17 protein-coding genes are annotated in these 14,135 nt (G+C 62.5%); 11 read left to right on the forward strand and 6 right to left on the reverse strand.

Annotation, left to right across the window (positions count from 1 at the left end; genetic code table 11):
- The first annotated feature begins 310 nt into the window (after positions 1 to 310).
- Together I2H38_RS21350 and argJ are read left to right on the forward strand one after the other, a co-directional pair.
- Positions 311 to 1,756, forward strand: coding sequence for a calcium-binding protein (locus tag I2H38_RS21350; RefSeq protein WP_324617349.1), 1,446 nt, complete (start codon positions 311 to 313; stop codon positions 1,754 to 1,756).
- Positions 1,757 to 1,920: 164 nt separating this feature from the next.
- On the forward strand, positions 1,921 to 3,162 hold the full coding sequence (gene argJ / locus I2H38_RS05055; protein WP_196270742.1) for a bifunctional glutamate N-acetyltransferase/amino-acid acetyltransferase ArgJ: 1,242 nt from the start codon (positions 1,921 to 1,923) through the stop codon (positions 3,160 to 3,162).
- Positions 3,163 to 3,175: 13 nt separating this feature from the next.
- Here the strand turns inward: argJ and I2H38_RS05060 are convergent, their stop codons facing one another.
- Positions 3,176 to 3,544: a hypothetical protein gene (locus I2H38_RS05060; protein WP_196270743.1), complete on the reverse strand. Its 369-nt coding sequence runs from the start codon at positions 3,542 to 3,544 to the stop codon at positions 3,176 to 3,178.
- 262 nt (positions 3,545 to 3,806) lie between these two features.
- Between I2H38_RS05060 and mutT the strand changes: the two genes are divergently transcribed.
- Positions 3,807 to 4,220 (forward strand): 8-oxo-dGTP diphosphatase MutT, encoded by a 414-nt coding sequence (gene mutT, locus I2H38_RS05065; protein ID WP_196270744.1) that lies wholly within the window; start codon positions 3,807 to 3,809, stop codon positions 4,218 to 4,220.
- A gap of 185 nt (positions 4,221 to 4,405) precedes the next feature.
- Positions 4,406 to 4,909 (forward strand): Mpo1 family 2-hydroxy fatty acid dioxygenase, encoded by a 504-nt coding sequence (locus tag I2H38_RS05070; protein WP_196270745.1) that lies wholly within the window; start codon positions 4,406 to 4,408, stop codon positions 4,907 to 4,909.
- Between the two features lie 6 nt (positions 4,910 to 4,915).
- Here the strand turns inward: I2H38_RS05070 and I2H38_RS05075 are convergent, their stop codons facing one another.
- Positions 4,916 to 5,281 carry a DUF427 domain-containing protein gene (locus I2H38_RS05075; RefSeq protein WP_196270746.1) on the reverse strand — a complete coding sequence of 122 codons (366 nt, stop codon included), beginning with the start codon at positions 5,279 to 5,281 and terminating at the stop codon, positions 4,916 to 4,918.
- A 135-nt stretch (positions 5,282 to 5,416) separates the two neighbouring features.
- Positions 5,417 to 6,298, reverse strand: a complete 882-nt coding sequence (locus I2H38_RS05080) for a methyltransferase domain-containing protein (protein WP_196270747.1) — start codon at positions 6,296 to 6,298, stop codon at positions 5,417 to 5,419.
- A gap of 192 nt (positions 6,299 to 6,490) precedes the next feature.
- On the opposite strand from I2H38_RS05080, the gene I2H38_RS05085 reads away from it, so the two are divergent.
- From I2H38_RS05085 to I2H38_RS05100, 4 genes are read left to right on the forward strand one after another with little or no spacing between them, the layout of a single operon-like run.
- A complete protein-coding gene (locus I2H38_RS05085) occupies positions 6,491 to 7,297 on the forward strand; it encodes a ComF family protein (protein ID WP_407664036.1) in 807 nt (268 codons plus the stop codon).
- A 51-nt stretch (positions 7,298 to 7,348) separates the two neighbouring features.
- The gene (grxC, locus tag I2H38_RS05090; RefSeq protein ID WP_196270748.1) at positions 7,349 to 7,606 is read left to right on the forward strand and encodes a glutaredoxin 3; all 258 of its coding nucleotides are present in this window, start codon (positions 7,349 to 7,351) and stop codon (positions 7,604 to 7,606) included.
- 15 nt (positions 7,607 to 7,621) lie between these two features.
- A complete protein-coding gene (locus I2H38_RS05095; protein WP_196270749.1) occupies positions 7,622 to 8,488 on the forward strand; it encodes a carbon-nitrogen hydrolase family protein in 867 nt (288 codons plus the stop codon).
- Positions 8,489 to 8,529: 41 nt separating this feature from the next.
- Positions 8,530 to 8,973 carry a DUF1178 family protein gene (locus I2H38_RS05100; protein ID WP_196270750.1) on the forward strand — a complete coding sequence of 148 codons (444 nt, stop codon included), beginning with the start codon at positions 8,530 to 8,532 and terminating at the stop codon, positions 8,971 to 8,973.
- A gap of 111 nt (positions 8,974 to 9,084) precedes the next feature.
- On the opposite strand, the gene I2H38_RS05105 is transcribed toward I2H38_RS05100, so the two are convergent.
- Complete coding sequence (locus tag I2H38_RS05105) at positions 9,085 to 9,417, reverse strand: cupredoxin domain-containing protein (protein ID WP_196270751.1); 333 nt, start codon at positions 9,415 to 9,417, stop codon at positions 9,085 to 9,087.
- Positions 9,414 to 9,935 carry a DUF4142 domain-containing protein gene (locus I2H38_RS05110; RefSeq protein WP_407664042.1) on the reverse strand — a complete coding sequence of 174 codons (522 nt, stop codon included), beginning with the start codon at positions 9,933 to 9,935 and terminating at the stop codon, positions 9,414 to 9,416. Before I2H38_RS05110 ends, I2H38_RS05105 begins: the two co-directional genes overlap by 4 nt.
- Before the next feature lie 214 nt (positions 9,936 to 10,149).
- Between I2H38_RS05110 and I2H38_RS05115 the strand changes: the two genes are divergently transcribed.
- Both I2H38_RS05115 and nhaA read left to right on the forward strand, forming a co-directional pair.
- Complete coding sequence (locus I2H38_RS05115; protein WP_196270753.1) at positions 10,150 to 10,668, forward strand: metallophosphoesterase family protein; 519 nt, start codon at positions 10,150 to 10,152, stop codon at positions 10,666 to 10,668.
- Between the two features lie 112 nt (positions 10,669 to 10,780).
- Complete coding sequence (gene nhaA / locus I2H38_RS05120) at positions 10,781 to 11,980, forward strand: Na+/H+ antiporter NhaA (RefSeq protein ID WP_196270754.1); 1,200 nt, start codon at positions 10,781 to 10,783, stop codon at positions 11,978 to 11,980.
- Here nhaA and ubiG read toward each other — a convergent pair.
- A complete protein-coding gene (gene ubiG / locus I2H38_RS05125; RefSeq protein ID WP_196270755.1) occupies positions 11,953 to 12,696 on the reverse strand; it encodes a bifunctional 2-polyprenyl-6-hydroxyphenol methylase/3-demethylubiquinol 3-O-methyltransferase UbiG in 744 nt (247 codons plus the stop codon). The genes nhaA and ubiG overlap by 28 nt on opposite strands.
- Before the next feature lie 198 nt (positions 12,697 to 12,894).
- Between ubiG and I2H38_RS05130 the strand changes: the two genes are divergently transcribed.
- Positions 12,895 to 14,133: an aspartate kinase gene (locus I2H38_RS05130; protein WP_196270756.1), complete on the forward strand. Its 1,239-nt coding sequence runs from the start codon at positions 12,895 to 12,897 to the stop codon at positions 14,131 to 14,133.
- Positions 14,134 to 14,135 lie beyond the last annotated feature (2 nt).

A 14,135-nucleotide genomic window follows, 5' to 3' on the forward strand; every position in this document is an offset into this window, starting at 1 on the left:
CGCGAGCCGACGGCGTCGCTCAATCTAGAATTGCCGCCGATACAATATATTTAGCTCAAATTCACAACGTAACTATCGTAGTTTGTGTCATAACGTTAAAATAGTTTGAAACCGCGCGTCATTAAACGCATTCAGATCAATGATTACTTCGTTGTTTCGATAAATATTTACTGGTCTTATATTCTTAGTTGAAATGAAAGAACGCAAGGAAGCGGCATTTGCATATTTAATACACCGGTATATCGTTGCGTTAACGTTGCGCGTGAGTGCGCGACGCTTTGTCAAACGATGACTTCTATAGGACACGCACATGACCGATTACCGCACTCCCGATCACAGCTCCGGTGAGGCTGGCGTCCTCGTGACGAGGCCATATTACCTCGACGTCGGGGATACTCTGTTTGTCCAATGGGGAACATCGGTCGATACGATTCTCAATCGCACACCGGCCGTCTATATGAAATCCGACGCGGTCATCACTGTGTATGATCATTCGAACATCCGCGGGTTCAACGACACACTCTTCGCGACCGGCGGAAACATTACCGTCAATCTGCAGTACTTCAGCCACATCGGCGGCATAACGTCCGCCGTCAACTTCGCCGGCGAATATAACACGTTCAATCTCGCAGCCCGCGCAAAGATCTGGAGCGGCGCCAACCTGAACGACACTGCGGTCTTCAGCGGAGGTCACTCGGTCTTCAATCTGAGCGAACTTGCCGTTCTCGGCCACGAGCGAATGGATTACACGCGCCACACCGGCGTGGTCCTTTCCGGCGGAGACAACACCTTCAACATCGCCGAGACGGCGCTCGTCAAAGGCGGTTACAAAGCCATCGGAATCGAAGGCGCGGGCAACGTGTTCAACAACGATGGAACGATCCTTGCGAACAACGGAACGACCATCACGTTGAACAGCCTGTCCGGCGGCATCAACACCTTCAACAACACGGGCGAAATCGTGCGGACCATCGACCAGATTCCCCACGATCAGGTCTATAACCACAACGTCATCGTGAGCACCGGCAACGCAGTCGATCTCATCTACAACGGCTATGACGACTCGCGCGCCAAGACGGCCTACATCAAGGGCAACGTCTATCTGCACGACGGCGAAGACGTCCTCCTCAACAAGGCGTCGGGAGTCGTGATGGGCATCACTGTCAACAAGGGCATCGTCGACATGGGCGGCGGCAATGACCTCGTCATCAACGACGGCCGCATCGACAGCGTGGTTTATCTCGGCGAGGGCGAGGACCGCTATGAGGGCGCCAAGAGCCTCTATAATGTCGAGGTCGATGGCGGCGGCGGCAATGACGTCATCATCGGCGGATACGGCAACGACAGGCTCTATGGCGGCGGCGGCGACGATCTGCTCGTGGGCGGCGCGGGCTCCGACCGTCTGAGCGGCGGCCTGGGACGCGACCTGCTCGTCGGCGGCGAGGGCGCGGATGCGTTCGTGTTCGAGGCCGCGCTCGGTGCCTCGAACATCGATACAATCCGCGACTTCTCCGTATGGGACGACGTCATTCTGCTCCATCACGAAATCTTCGATGGCCTCTCCATCGGCAGCCTGTCGAGTAAAGCCTTCGAGATCGGAACCTCGGCGCAGACCGCCGATACCCGGATCGTCTACAACCGTGCCACGGGAGAACTCTCCTACGACGCGGATGGCAACGGCCGTGGCGAGGCGGTCACGTTCGCTGTTTTCGACACGAGCGTGGCGCTCAAGGCCAGCCACTTCCTCATCATCTGACGATTCAAAGCCCCTCCTCGCGGTCCGTCCGCGGGGAGGTCCGCCGCCGACAGAGCCGGCAGCGCGAGACGGAATGCCCCCAAGACGAAGCGCGGGCTTGACAAAAAGCGTTAAAAACCCGCACGTCGCGGATCTTAACGGCATTTCCTCGTTCGAGTTCATCCATGTCCAAAACCGTCTCCCCGCTCGCGCCTAAGTCCTATCCGGCGCTTCCCGCCATCGAAGGCGTCAGGATCGCGACTGCGGAGGCGGGGATCCGATACAAGAACCGGACGGACGTTCTCTATGTTGCACTCGCGAAGGACACCGCCGTGGCGGGCGTGTTCACGCGCTCGAAGTGCCCTTCGGCTCCCGTCGACTGGTGCCGCAAGAACCTCGCCAAGGGCGCCGCGCGGGCTCTCGTGGTCAATTCCGGCAACGCCAATGCCTTCACCGGCAAGAAGGGCGCCGAGGCAGTAAAGCTGACCGCCGACATCGCGGCGGAGGCCGCCGGATGCCGCGCCTCACAGGTCTTCATCGCCTCGACCGGAGTCATCGGCGAGCCGCTGGACGCAACCAAGTTCGATGGCGTGCTCCAGGCCTGCGAGAAAAAAGCCAAGCCGCTCAACTGGGTCGACGCCGCCAAGGCGATCATGACCACGGACACGTTCCCGAAAGTCGCAACCCGAACCGCCACCATCGGCGGCGTCGAGGTCACCATCAACGGCATCGCCAAAGGCGCGGGCATGATCGCCCCTGACATGGCGACGATGCTCTCCTTTATCTTCACCGACGCACCGATCGCCGCGCCGGTGCTTCAGGCGCTCCTCAAGAAGGGCGCCGACAAGAGCTTCAATTGCGTGACGGTGGACAGCGACACCTCGACGTCCGACACGCTTCTCTTCTTCGCGACCGGTGCAGCCGCCAAGCGTGGCGCGCCGGCGATCTCGCTGCCGAGCGACCGCCGCCTGAAAAATTTCCGGCAAGCGCTGGAGGATCTTCTCACCGACCTCGCGCAGCAGGTCGCCCGCGACGGCGAAGGCGCCCGCAAATTCGTGACCGTGAAGGTCACGGGCGCGACGGGCGCGACCTCCGCCAAGCGCATCGCCATGGCGATCGCCAATTCACCGCTGGTGAAAACGGCGGTTGCCGGCGAGGATGCGAATTGGGGCCGTGTGGTCATGGCGGTCGGCAAGGCGGGCGAGCCGGCGGAGCGCGACAAGCTCGCGATCTGGTTCGGCGACATCCGCGTCGCCGTGAAGGGGGCGCGCGACAACGACTATGACGAGAAGAAGACCTCCGCCTACATGAAGGGCGACGAGATCACGATCCGAGTCGATCTCGGCCTCGGGCGCGGCGAAGCCACCGCCTGGACCTGCGATCTCACCAAGGCCTATGTGGAGATAAACGGGGATTACCGGAGCTAAAGCCGTCCGGGGATCAGGGGACGACGGTGACTTTCAGCTTGGTAGTGACCCGCATCAGGCCGCCGTACTGGTCCGTCCCGATGATGGCGTAGGAGAATTCATCCGCCCCCTTGTAGCCGGGTTTCGCGACATAAAAGGGCGTCAACCCCTGCACACCCGCCAAGCCGACTTTCGGTTTCTGGACGATCACCGCTTCGTTGATCGCCCCTTGAATGCCGTTGAGGCCGAAGCCGCACCCCTTGCCTGCCTTGATCGTCATCTCCGCTTCAACATTCGCGATATGGGAGTTGAAGTTCATGGGTGAGACGGTGCAGTTATCCGCCCGGGCAGCATCCGCCCAGATCAGTGCGGCGAAAGCCGAGATAAGCAATTTCCTATTCATGGATATACCTAGCAAGCTTGGATCTGAAGAGGTCCGCGCCTTTCAGGATCTTCCGGGAAAACCCGAGGATCATGACGGAAACAGTAGTACAAGCGGGAATGGGTTAAGAATTCTGTCTGTTATTATGGAACAACTTTAACGGAGACTTGGACTGGCCAGGCGGTGTCGTTGCCCGAAATTCTGTTCGCCGCAGACTTAAAGCAGGCTATGAGAGTTCCTTTCCAATCCTAAAGCCTCTCCTGGCCAACTGGACCGATCATCCTTGTCCTCTCCCAAGCTCACCCTCGTCGTCGCCGTCGCCCTCATCGATGCTGATAACCACATCCTTCTCGCGCAGCGCCCGGAAGGGAAGCAGCTCGCGGGGCTCTGGGAGTTTCCCGGCGGCAAGGTGGAGCCCGGCGAACGCCCGGAAGAGACGCTGATCCGCGAATTGCGCGAGGAGCTTGGCATCACCGTGAAGGAGCCCTGCCTCGCGCCGCTCACCTTCGCGAGCCATGCCTATGAGAGCTTCCATCTCCTGATGCCGCTCTATGTCTGCCGGCGCTGGGACGGCTTCGTGCAATCGCTCGAGGGGCAGGCATTGAAATGGGTAAAGCCACAGGATTTGCGCAGCTATCCCATGCCGCCGGCGGATGAACCTTTGATTCCGTTTCTCGTGGATCTCGTCGCCATTTGAGCCGCAGTCATCGCCCTGACAGACCGCGCGGCAATCTCCGCCCTCCCAGCTCCGCCGCAAGGCTTCCTTTTCGCTTGCTCCGCGGCCGGCTGAAAGCGGCATCCGGCTAAAGACGGTCGTCGAACACCCTTCACGCCGGACGCAGACCGGCTACATTCTTTCAAACAAAAGGATGGGAGGGGCCCATGTCGACCCTGTTCGAACGCCAGCTCGCGACCTATTCGAGCTATCATCGGGATCACCGCAACCGCGCGACCCATTTCATCGGCATCCCGGCCATCGTCTGCTCGATTCTTTTGGTCTGCGCTCTTTGGTGGCCCCACCTTGGCTCGATCAGCGTCTCGGGCGCGTGGATTGTCTGGGCGGCAGCCTGCCTTGGCTGGATCGCCCTCGACCTGACCATCGGGTTGGCGATGGCGATCGCCCTCCTGCCGGTCGTGCTGTTCTCGAACTGGTTCACTTCGACCTATGGCAGCTCTGCGACCTGGTGGCTGTTCGGCGTCTTGTTCGTCGGCGGCTGGGTGTTTCAGTTTCTCGGCCACGCCTTCGAGGGACGGCGACCGGCGCTTGCGGACAATCTGTTCCAGGCCTTCATCGGGCCCATGTTCATCATGGCCGAGCTCCTGATGATGCTGGGCCTGCGCCGCGACCTCGCCCGGTTCACGGGCGACGGCGATGGGCGGACGTGAGCGCTCTCACACCATGAATTCCTCGATGTCGTCGACCTTGCTCGGATAGAAGGCGAGATGCCCGGCGATCACGGCGGCGACAGGATAGGGGTTCTCGTAGCAGCAAACCGCATTCTCGCGCACCAATCCGCCCGCCATCGCCGTGAAATACGACGCGTCGCCCTTGTACGGGCAATGGCTCTTGCGGTCGCTCGGTTCGAGCAGATCCATCCGCACGTCCTTGCGCGGAATGTAATGCACGGGCGGAAGCGAGGCTTCGTGAAGAGTGAGAGCGTCGGTCGTCTCGGCAACGATGAAGCCGCCAAGCACGACGCGGATGCGATGCGGATTCGTCTCGATGGTAATCGGATGATCGGGCCCGGGCTGTTTCATGACGGCCTCGCCTGCAGCTTTTGGATACCCCATGATCTTTACGGACAACGGTTTTCCACTTGTCCTGATCAGGCTCTAAAATACAGCAGCGCCTGCTCCAAGACAAAGGATTAACCGTGATTCAGGCCTGCGGCATCACTCCTGCCGCGCGCCACCGGCCGGCGTCTCCACGACGCCCAACGCATCGGCGAGGCGCATCTTGGCCGATCCCGGCTTGAGCGGCTTCTGCTGGCTCTCGTGCGGTGCCCAACCCGACAGCCAGACGATCTCGAAGGTCGCAGGCAACCGCCCGTCGGGATCTGCGAAGCGCTCCGCGTAAATCTGCGCCGCGCGCATGAGTGTCGCCCGCCGCAAGGGAGTCTTGCGACGATCATGGAGCGCATTGGAGAGGCCCATCTGGCGCAGGTCCCGCATGAGCGCGAAGGGGTCGCCATAGCGCACCCGGATCACGTCCGAATCCGTCACCGGCAGGGAAAAACCGGCGCGCTGGAGCAATCCGCCAAGATCGCGCACATCAGCGAAGGGCGCGACGCGGGGGCTCACGCCGCCTTCCAATTCGGCCTCGGCCTGGGTGAAGGCCTGCCGCAACTCGGTCAGGGTCGCGCCCCCGAGCAGCGCCGCGACGAAGAGCCCATCGGGCTTCAAGGCGCGGCGGATCTGGACCAACGCTCCGGGCAGGTCGTTCACGCTCTGGAGCGCAAGCAGCGACACCGCGAGATCGAAACGCTCACCCGCGAAAGGCAGGTGTTCCTCGTCGCCCAAGATGCTGCCGGGCTCCGCGACAGGCGACAGGCGCAGCACCGTCTCGACGCGCCCGCTCTCGCGCAGGCTATCCGCGGCGGCGGCCGTCGGGGTGCCGACATCGAGCGCATTCGAAAAAGGCCGCAGAACCGTGGAGAGCCGCTCCTGCATATCCTCGACGATCCGCATCAGCAGGAAATCGGCATAGCCGGATCGCAGGGCGCGCTGAAGGCGGCGGCGGACGAGAGGGCGGTCGAAGACGAGAGGCGTGCTCATGAGACGCCCGATATGGCGTGAAATGATGGCGCGGCCAAGGGCTATTAGGACGGAAGCCGGAGGGAGGCACCCTGGAAGGTCGCTTCTTTGTTGCAAATCGGCTAGAGCATGATCAGAACAAGTGGAAACCGGTTGTTCGCCCGGATCGTGCGGCAATAAGGAATCCGGAGCTTGATCAGGTTTCAAAGAGACATGATCAAGCTCTTGGTTTGCCCTGTGATGGACGAAGCCGAAACGAAGACGCCCAGCCTGACCGCCCGCCTGCTCCAGACGGCGCGGTACGCCTCGCGCGGGGTGCTTGGCCTGCTCTATCCCCCGACCTGCATCGCTTGCCAGGCGGCAACTGGCGAGGCGCATGCTCTTTGCGCAACCTGCTGGTCCGGCATTCGCTTCATCGAGCGGCCCTATTGCGAGCGGCTGGGCACGCCCTTCGCCGTCGACCTCGGCCAGCCGCTCCTCTCGCCCGCCGCCATTGCCGATCCACCGGTATTCGAGCGCGCCCGGGCTGTCGCCGAATATGACGGAACGGCCGCCATGCTCGTGCATCGGCTCAAATATGGCGACCGGCTGGAGCTGGCGCGGGCACTGGGCATCATGATGGCCCGCGCGGGCGCGGAACTGACGCAGGAGGCGGACGTGATCGTGCCCGTGCCCCTGCATCGCTGGCGGCTGTGGCGGCGGCGGTTCAACCAGGCCATGGCGCTATCCGCCGTCGTCTCAGGCGCGAGCGGCCTGCCGTGCGATCCCTTCCTCCTCACTCGCGTGAAGCACACCCGCCGGCAGGTCGGGCTGACCAAGGCGCAAAGGCAGGACAATTTGCAGGGCGCGTTTCGCGTCACCGACAGCGCCAAGGCGCGGCTTCAGGGCAAGCGGGTCCTGCTCATCGACGACGTGCTCACCACCGGAGCAACCGCGAACGCCGCCTCCCGGGCGCTCCTGCGAGGGGGTGCGACCCAAGTGGATGTGCTGGCCTTTGCGCGCGTGGTGCAAGGGTTGTGACCAAGGCACAGCTCATCTTATATGCTCCTTAACTCAGGAGACTGATCGGCCATGCCGTCCATCACGATCTACACGAAGGGCTGGTGCCCCTATTGCTCCGCCGCGAAGAAGCTTCTCGACGAAAAGGGCGCCGCCTTCATCGAAATCGACATCGAGGCCAAGCCCGAGACCCGCGCGGAGATGATCAGGAAGGCCGGAGGCCGCACCACGGTGCCGCAGATCTTCATCGGCGAGCGCCATGTGGGCGGTTGCGACGACCTTTACGCCCTGGACGACAAGGGCCAACTCGAGCCCCTGCTGCAGGCCTGACGGAGACCCTCGCCCATGACCGCCACCCGCTTTACCGCCGCCTGCGTCCAGATGCGCTCCACCCGCGATCCGCTGCAAAACCGCGACGCCGCCGTAGCGCTCGTGCGTGAGGCAGCCTCGAAAGGCGCCCATTTCGTCCAGACGCCGGAAATGACGTCCCTGGTCGAGCGCGAGCGGGCGGCCCTGTTCGAAAAAGTCGGGCCGCAAGCCCAGGACCCGACGCTCGCGGCCCTGCGCGAGGTCGCCCGTGAGAGCGGCATCATCATCCAGATCGGCTCGATCGCCGTGAAGGAGGGCGACAAGATCGCCAACCGCGCCTTCCTCATCGGCGCGGATGGCGAGATCATCGCGTCCTACGACAAGGTCCACCTCTTCGACGTGGATCTGCCGAACGGCGAGAGCTGGCGGGAATCGGCGACCTATACGGGCGGCGACAAGGCGGTGCTGGCCGAAACCCCCTGGGGCTATCTCGGCATGACCATTTGCTACGACGTGCGGTTCGCCGCGCTCTACCGGGCGCTGGCCGAGAATGGCGCGTCGTTCCTGTCCGCCCCCGCCTGCTTCACCAAGCAGACGGGCGAAGCGCATTGGAATGTGCTGCATCGGGCGCGCGCCATCGAGACCGGGTCCTTCATGATCTCGGCGGCGCAGGGCGGCCTGCACGAGGACGGACGCGAGACCTTCGGCCATTCGATCATCGTCGATCCCTGGGGCCGCGTTCTCGCCGAAGCGGGCGCGGAGCCCGGCGTCATTCTGGCCGAGATCGATCCTGGCCTCGTCGCGGATGCCAGGGGCCGCATCCCAACCCTCAAGAACGCTCGCCCCTTCGAGGTCGCGACAATGTCATCGCCGTCATCCGCCGGCAAAGCTGCAACGGCGTGAAGTCCTGGCATCGCGTTTTATGAATTCCCATCTTCAATGACATGATCAAATACGCCCTCGCCTGTGAACAGGCCCACGATTTCGAGAGCTGGTTTCCCTCAAGCGATGCGTTTGAAGCGCAACGCAAGCGCGGCTTCGTGACCTGTCCCTATTGCAACTCGGCCAAGGTCGAGAAGCAGATCATGGCGCCGTCCATCGCGCGCACCGACAAGGCTCCCGTTGTCAGTCCCGCGCCGCAGCCCGTGGCTGCGCTCTCCGACAAGGAGAAGGAAATTCGTGTCGCGCTACGCGCGCTGCGCGAGCACGTCATGCAGAATGCCGAGAATGTCGGTGCAGGCTTTGCCGAGGAAGCGCGCAAGATGCACTATGGCGAAACGGATCAACGCTCGATCTATGGCGAGACAGATCTGGCCGAGGCAAAAGCCTTGCTGGAGGAAGGCATCGACGTGTTGCCCCTTCCCGTCGTGCCCGATGACCGCAACTGACGCTTTGCGCTAGAGCATGATCGAGACAAGTGGAAACCGGTTGTTCGCCAGGATCATGCGGCAATAGGGAATCGAGAGCTTGATCATGTTTCAAGGAGACATGATCAAGCTCTAGCGTTTCATGACGTCGATGCGACCAATCATGTTCGGGTGATAGCGACAATAGTAGTCGATCGGGCCCGCCTTCTTGACCGTAAGAGCTCCGGCTCGGCCTGCGGGAAGCGGTACATCCCACGTCCCGTCTCTCGCCGTCGCGGTATGAGAGAAGAAGTCTCCATTGACCCACTCGATCGTATCGCCGACACGAGCGGAGATTTGCGCCGGGACGAAGGCAAAACCAGAAACCTTGACGTGAATCACATCAGCGTTCGCGGACGCGACGCTCGCGAGCGCGAGCGCCGCAGCTAAGGAAATCCGATAAAGGTTTCGCTGGCCATATGTCATTTCAATGTCTCCACGAGATGCTCGGCGTGCTGCTCGTGTCCTTGAAAGACCTTCAACCCCGTTGAGAGGAGATCCTTCAATTCGCTGTTGCTTGCGGATGGGATCAAGGTGTCTTGCAAGGCACTGTTGACGGTCTTGTGATAAGCGACCTCGTTGGCGGCATAGGCCTTGTCGAAGGCGGCGCCGCTCAGCTTCGCGAGACTCTCGCGCTCGGCATCGGCCTTTTTCACGAGCGCCTTGCTGGTATCGTTGTTCTCCGGCGTGACATGAAGCTTCTTGACCAGTGCCAACGCCTTCTTGTTCACCGTCGTATGGTCGCGCACCATATCCTGCGCGAAGGCCCTGACATTCTTGTTCTTGGACTTCCTGAGCGCTTGCTCGGCGGCCCTGACATCAATCTGGCCAGCCGTGTAGGCGATATGCGCGATTTGCGGATCGGTCGGCTTGGCCCCCTGGGCGGCGGCAGCACCAGAGACCAAGATCAGTGCGCTCAAAGCACCGGCCAGTCGAACGGACAACATCGGATTCTCCCCTGTTCAAGAGCCTCACCAACCCTGCACGTCTCGAGACATAGAGCGCACGAGCCTGAAAAGGTTCCCCCGCGCGGCAACAATTCGCCTCCTTCGCCATTCCGACGTCTTTCCGTCCTTTCGGCGGATTGATGCCCGATGGCCCGGCTTTCCTCGAAGCCTACATTCATCAATCGAAGCATTGTCTCCTGAGGGAATTGCCGTGGCGGTCTTCTTCACCAGCGATACCCATTTCGGCGACCCGCGTGTGTTGCGGGTGGACAAGCGCCCGTTCAAGACGATCCCCGAGCACGACGAAGCGCTTCTGGCGAACTGGAACGAAGTGGTGTCGCCCGACGATGAAGTGTGGCACCTCGGCGATTTCGCGCGAGCCGACAACCTTGAGCGGATCGACGAGCTGCTCGATCGCCTGTATGGCCGTAAACACCTCGTCACGGGCAACAACGACGGCCCGACGACCCTTGCGGCAAAGGGATGGGCGAGCGTGCAGGCCTATGCGGAACTGCATCTCGACGACAGGGATCTGGTGCTTTGCCATTATCCGTTTCGGACCTGGCACAGCATGAGCAAGGGTTGGATCGATCTGCACGGCCATAGCCATGGCAGGCTCTCTCACAAGACGCGGCAATACGATGTCGGCGTCGATGTGTGGGACTATCGCCCCGTCACGCTGTCCACGATCCTCGGATCGCGCCTGCACCGCTGGAAATCGACAAGCTGAGCCTTTCGCAACCGCGTCATGCGCCTTAGAGCATGATCAGGGCAAGTGGAATCCGGTTGTCCGTCAGGATCGTATCAAACTCCAAGACCGGAGCTGAGCAAAGGAGCGGCGAATGAATCCCAGCGCGAAGCACCCCCGGCAGAAATCGTTGATGCGCAGTTTCTTCGCCAGCGAGGCCGCCGGCGGCATCATCCTGATGGGCGTGACGATCCTTGCTCTTGTCGTCGCGAACTCACCCGCTGCGGGCGTCTATTCGGACGCTCTGCACAGCTACCTCTTCGGCCTGAGCATTCAGCACTGGATCAACGACGGCCTCATGGCCGTATTCTTCCTGCTCGTCGGCTTGGAGATCAAACGCGAATTCCTCGAGGGCCAACTCGCGACGTGGCCGAGGCGCGTCCTGCCCGGCGTCGCGGCCTTGGGCGGCATGATCGTTCCGGCGCTCGTCTATCTCGCCGTCACCTGGAATAATCCGGACCTCGTCCGAGGCTGGGCCATTCCGGCAGCCACCGATATCGCCTTCGCCCTCGGCGTCCTGGCGATCCTCGGATCGCGCATTCCGGCCTCTCTCAAGATCTTCCTGACGGCGCTCGCCATCCTCGACGATCTCGGCGCAATCATCATCATCGCGCTGTTCTACACGGGCGAATTGGCTGTGCCGATGCTCGGCGCGGCGGCCTTATGCATTCTAGTCCTCGTCGCACTGAACCGATCCGGCGTGACGATGCTCGCGCCCTATGTCGTTCTCGGCGCATTGCTGTGGTTCTTCGTCCTGAAATCGGGCATCCACGCTACGCTCGCCGGCGTCGCCCTGGCTCTGACCATTCCGCTCGGCAAGCAACGGCGCGAGGACGAGGATTCAGCCCTGCATCGCCTGGAGCATTCGCTGCAGAAATGGGTGGCTTACGCCATCATCCCGATCTTCGGCTTCGCCAATGCGGGCGTGTCGTTCGCGGGCCTGTCGTTCGGCACCCTGCTGAACCCGCTGCCCTTGGGCATCGCGCTCGGCCTCTTCGTCGGCAAGCAGGTCGGCGTCTTCGCCTTCATGATGCTGGCGATTCGCTTCGACCTCGCCGACGTGCCGGCGGGCGCGTCCCGGCTGCAATGCTACGGCGTGGCGCTTCTGTGCGGCATCGGCTTCACCATGAGCCTGTTCATCGGCGCGCTCGCGTTCCCGGACCGGCCCGAACTGACCGACGCCACCAAGCTCGGCGTGCTCGCGGGCTCGGTGGTGTCCGCGTTCGCGGGCTGGCTGATCCTGCGCTTCGCGGCCCGCGAGCAGCTTCAGCCGCGCGCGGCCAGCAGCATGTAGTTGACGGCGGTGTCAGCCGACAGAGACCAGTCGCCCCGCAGGGGGTTGTAGACCACGCCCTTGAGGTCGTCGACGGCAAAGCCTGCGACCCGCAGAGCCTCCGTCAACTCGTCCGGCGTGACGAACCTGTCCCATTCATGCGTGCCCTTCGGCAGCCAGCCCAAAATGTATTCCGCGCCGACGATGGCGAGCGCGAACGACCGCAGGGTCCGGTTGAGCGTCGCCATGGCGAGGACGCCCCCGGGCTTCACCGCCTGGCCGCAGGCGCTCACGAAGGCCTGCACGTCGGCCACATGCTCGACCACCTCCATGGCGAGCACCATGTCGAAGGTTTCACCCCGAGCGACGACCGCCTCGACCGTCTCGTTGCGGTAATCGACCGGAACACCCGCCCGCTCCGCGTGGAGCCGGGCAACCGAGATGTTGGTGGGGGCGGGATCGAGACCGGTCACCTTGGCTCCCAGGCGGCCCAAGGGTTCTGAAAGCACGCCGCCGCCGCAGCCCACATCGAGGATCGTCAGTCCGTCCAGCGAACGCGCCGAACGCGGATCGCGCCCGAACCGGCGGCAGGCCTCGTCGCGGATATAAGCGAGGCGCACCGGATTGAACTTGTGCAAAACCTTCATGGGCCCCTTCGGGTCCCACCACGTCTCGGCGATCCGCTCGAAACGGGCGACCTCCGCCGGGTCGATGGTCGTGGCTGGGCCGTCGGTCATTGAAAGCGCTCCTCTGCTCCCTCCCCCTTGCGGGGAGGGTCGGGGTACCCACCCGCTACGCTCCGGCCACCCTCCCCGCAAGGGGGAGGGAAATAAAAACCGCGCGTTGACAGCGCGCTACCCCACAGTCATGTATACGCCGCCCTCGCCTCCCCGGCGAAGAGGTAAAATTTCTTCTCACCTTTGGCCTTTTCGCCCATGCCCCGTCTCGTCATGAAGTTTGGCGGTACATCCGTCGCCACGGTCGATCGCATCCGTAATGTGGCGCGACACGTCAAACGCGAGACCGACGCCGGCTATGACGTGGCCGTCGTCGTCTCCGCCATGTCCGGCAAGACGAATGAGCTCGTTGGCTGGGTCAAGGACGCCTCCGCGCGCTACGATTCCAAGGAATACGATGTCGTCGTCGCCTCCGGCGAGCAGGTGACGTCGGGTCTTCTGGCCCTCGCCTTGCAGGAAATGGGCGTGAAAGCCCGCTCCTGGCAGGGCTGGCAGATCCCGATCATGACCTCGGAAGCCCATGGCTCGGCGCGAATCGCCGCCATCGACGGCACGGGTATCCTGGAAGGCTTCACGCGCGACAAGGAAGTGGCCGTGGTGTCGGGCTTCCAGGGCGTGCACCAGCCGACCCAGCGCATCACGACCCTCGGGCGCGGTGGCTCGGACACCAGCGCCGTGGCGCTGGCCGCCGCGATCCAGGCCGAGCGCTGCGACATCTACACGGATGTGGACGGGGTCTACACCACCGATCCGCGCATCGTGCCGAAGGCCAAGCGTCTCGATAAAGTATCCTACGAGGAAATGCTGGAAATGGCCTCGCTGGGGGCCAAGGTGCTTCAGGTCCGCTCGGTGGAGCTCGCCATGATGCACCGCGTCCCCACCTACGTGCGCTCCAGCTTCGACGATCCCGCCGATCCCAAGCTCGGCACCCTCATCTGCGACGAGGAAGACATCATGGAACAGCAGGTTGTCACCGGCATCGCCTATTCGCGCGACGAAGCCCAGATTACGCTGCGGAATGTAGCCGACAAACCCGGTATCGCCGCCTCGATTTTCGTGCCGCTGGCCGAGGCCAACATCAATGTGGACATGATCATCCAGGTTGTGTCGGACGATACCACCACCACGGACCTGACCTTCACGGTCCCGACCGCCGATTACGAACGCGCCTGCTCCGTCCTGAACGAGCATAAGGGCGAGATCGAGTTCAAGGACCTTCAGGGCGCGACCGACGTGGTGAAAGTCTCCGCCATCGGGGTCGGCATGCGCAGCCATGCGGGCGTGGCGGCCAAGGCTTTCAAGGCTTTGGCGGACAAGGGCATCAACATCCGGGCCATTACGACCTCGGAGATTAAGTTCTCGGTTCTGATCGACTCCGCCTACACGGAGCTTGCCGTCCGCACGCTCCACTCGCTATACGGCCTTGATCAAAGCTGATT

The sequence above is a fragment of the Microvirga alba genome (genome assembly GCF_015694465.1).
Lineage (GTDB): Bacteria > Pseudomonadota > Alphaproteobacteria > Rhizobiales > Beijerinckiaceae > Microvirga > Microvirga alba.

Bases quoted from the DNA above. Each gene is read 5' to 3' on its own strand.
- I2H38_RS05100 (WP_196270750.1), top strand. From the start codon at position 8,530: ATGATCAAATACGCCCTCGCCTGTGAACAGGCCCACGATTTCGAGAGC.
- argJ (WP_196270742.1), top strand. From the start codon at position 1,921: ATGTCCAAAACCGTCTCCCCGCTCGCGCCTAAGTCCTATCCGGCGCTT.
- I2H38_RS05070 (WP_196270745.1), top strand. From the start codon at position 4,406: ATGTCGACCCTGTTCGAACGCCAGCTCGCGACCTATTCGAGCTATCAT.
- I2H38_RS05095 (WP_196270749.1), top strand. From the start codon at position 7,622: ATGACCGCCACCCGCTTTACCGCCGCCTGCGTCCAGATGCGCTCCACC.
- I2H38_RS05075 (WP_196270746.1), bottom strand. From the start codon at position 5,281: ATGAAACAGCCCGGGCCCGATCATCCGATTACCATCGAGACGAATCCG.
- I2H38_RS21350 (WP_324617349.1), top strand. From the start codon at position 311: ATGACCGATTACCGCACTCCCGATCACAGCTCCGGTGAGGCTGGCGTC.
- I2H38_RS05130 (WP_196270756.1), top strand. From the start codon at position 12,895: ATGCCCCGTCTCGTCATGAAGTTTGGCGGTACATCCGTCGCCACGGTC.
- nhaA (WP_196270754.1), top strand. From the start codon at position 10,781: ATGAATCCCAGCGCGAAGCACCCCCGGCAGAAATCGTTGATGCGCAGT.
- ubiG (WP_196270755.1), bottom strand. From the start codon at position 12,696: ATGACCGACGGCCCAGCCACGACCATCGACCCGGCGGAGGTCGCCCGT.
- grxC (WP_196270748.1), top strand. From the start codon at position 7,349: ATGCCGTCCATCACGATCTACACGAAGGGCTGGTGCCCCTATTGCTCC.
- I2H38_RS05105 (WP_196270751.1), bottom strand. From the start codon at position 9,417: ATGACATATGGCCAGCGAAACCTTTATCGGATTTCCTTAGCTGCGGCG.
- I2H38_RS05085 (WP_407664036.1), top strand. From the start codon at position 6,491: ATGATCAAGCTCTTGGTTTGCCCTGTGATGGACGAAGCCGAAACGAAG.
- I2H38_RS05060 (WP_196270743.1), bottom strand. From the start codon at position 3,544: ATGAATAGGAAATTGCTTATCTCGGCTTTCGCCGCACTGATCTGGGCG.
- I2H38_RS05080 (WP_196270747.1), bottom strand. From the start codon at position 6,298: ATGAGCACGCCTCTCGTCTTCGACCGCCCTCTCGTCCGCCGCCGCCTT.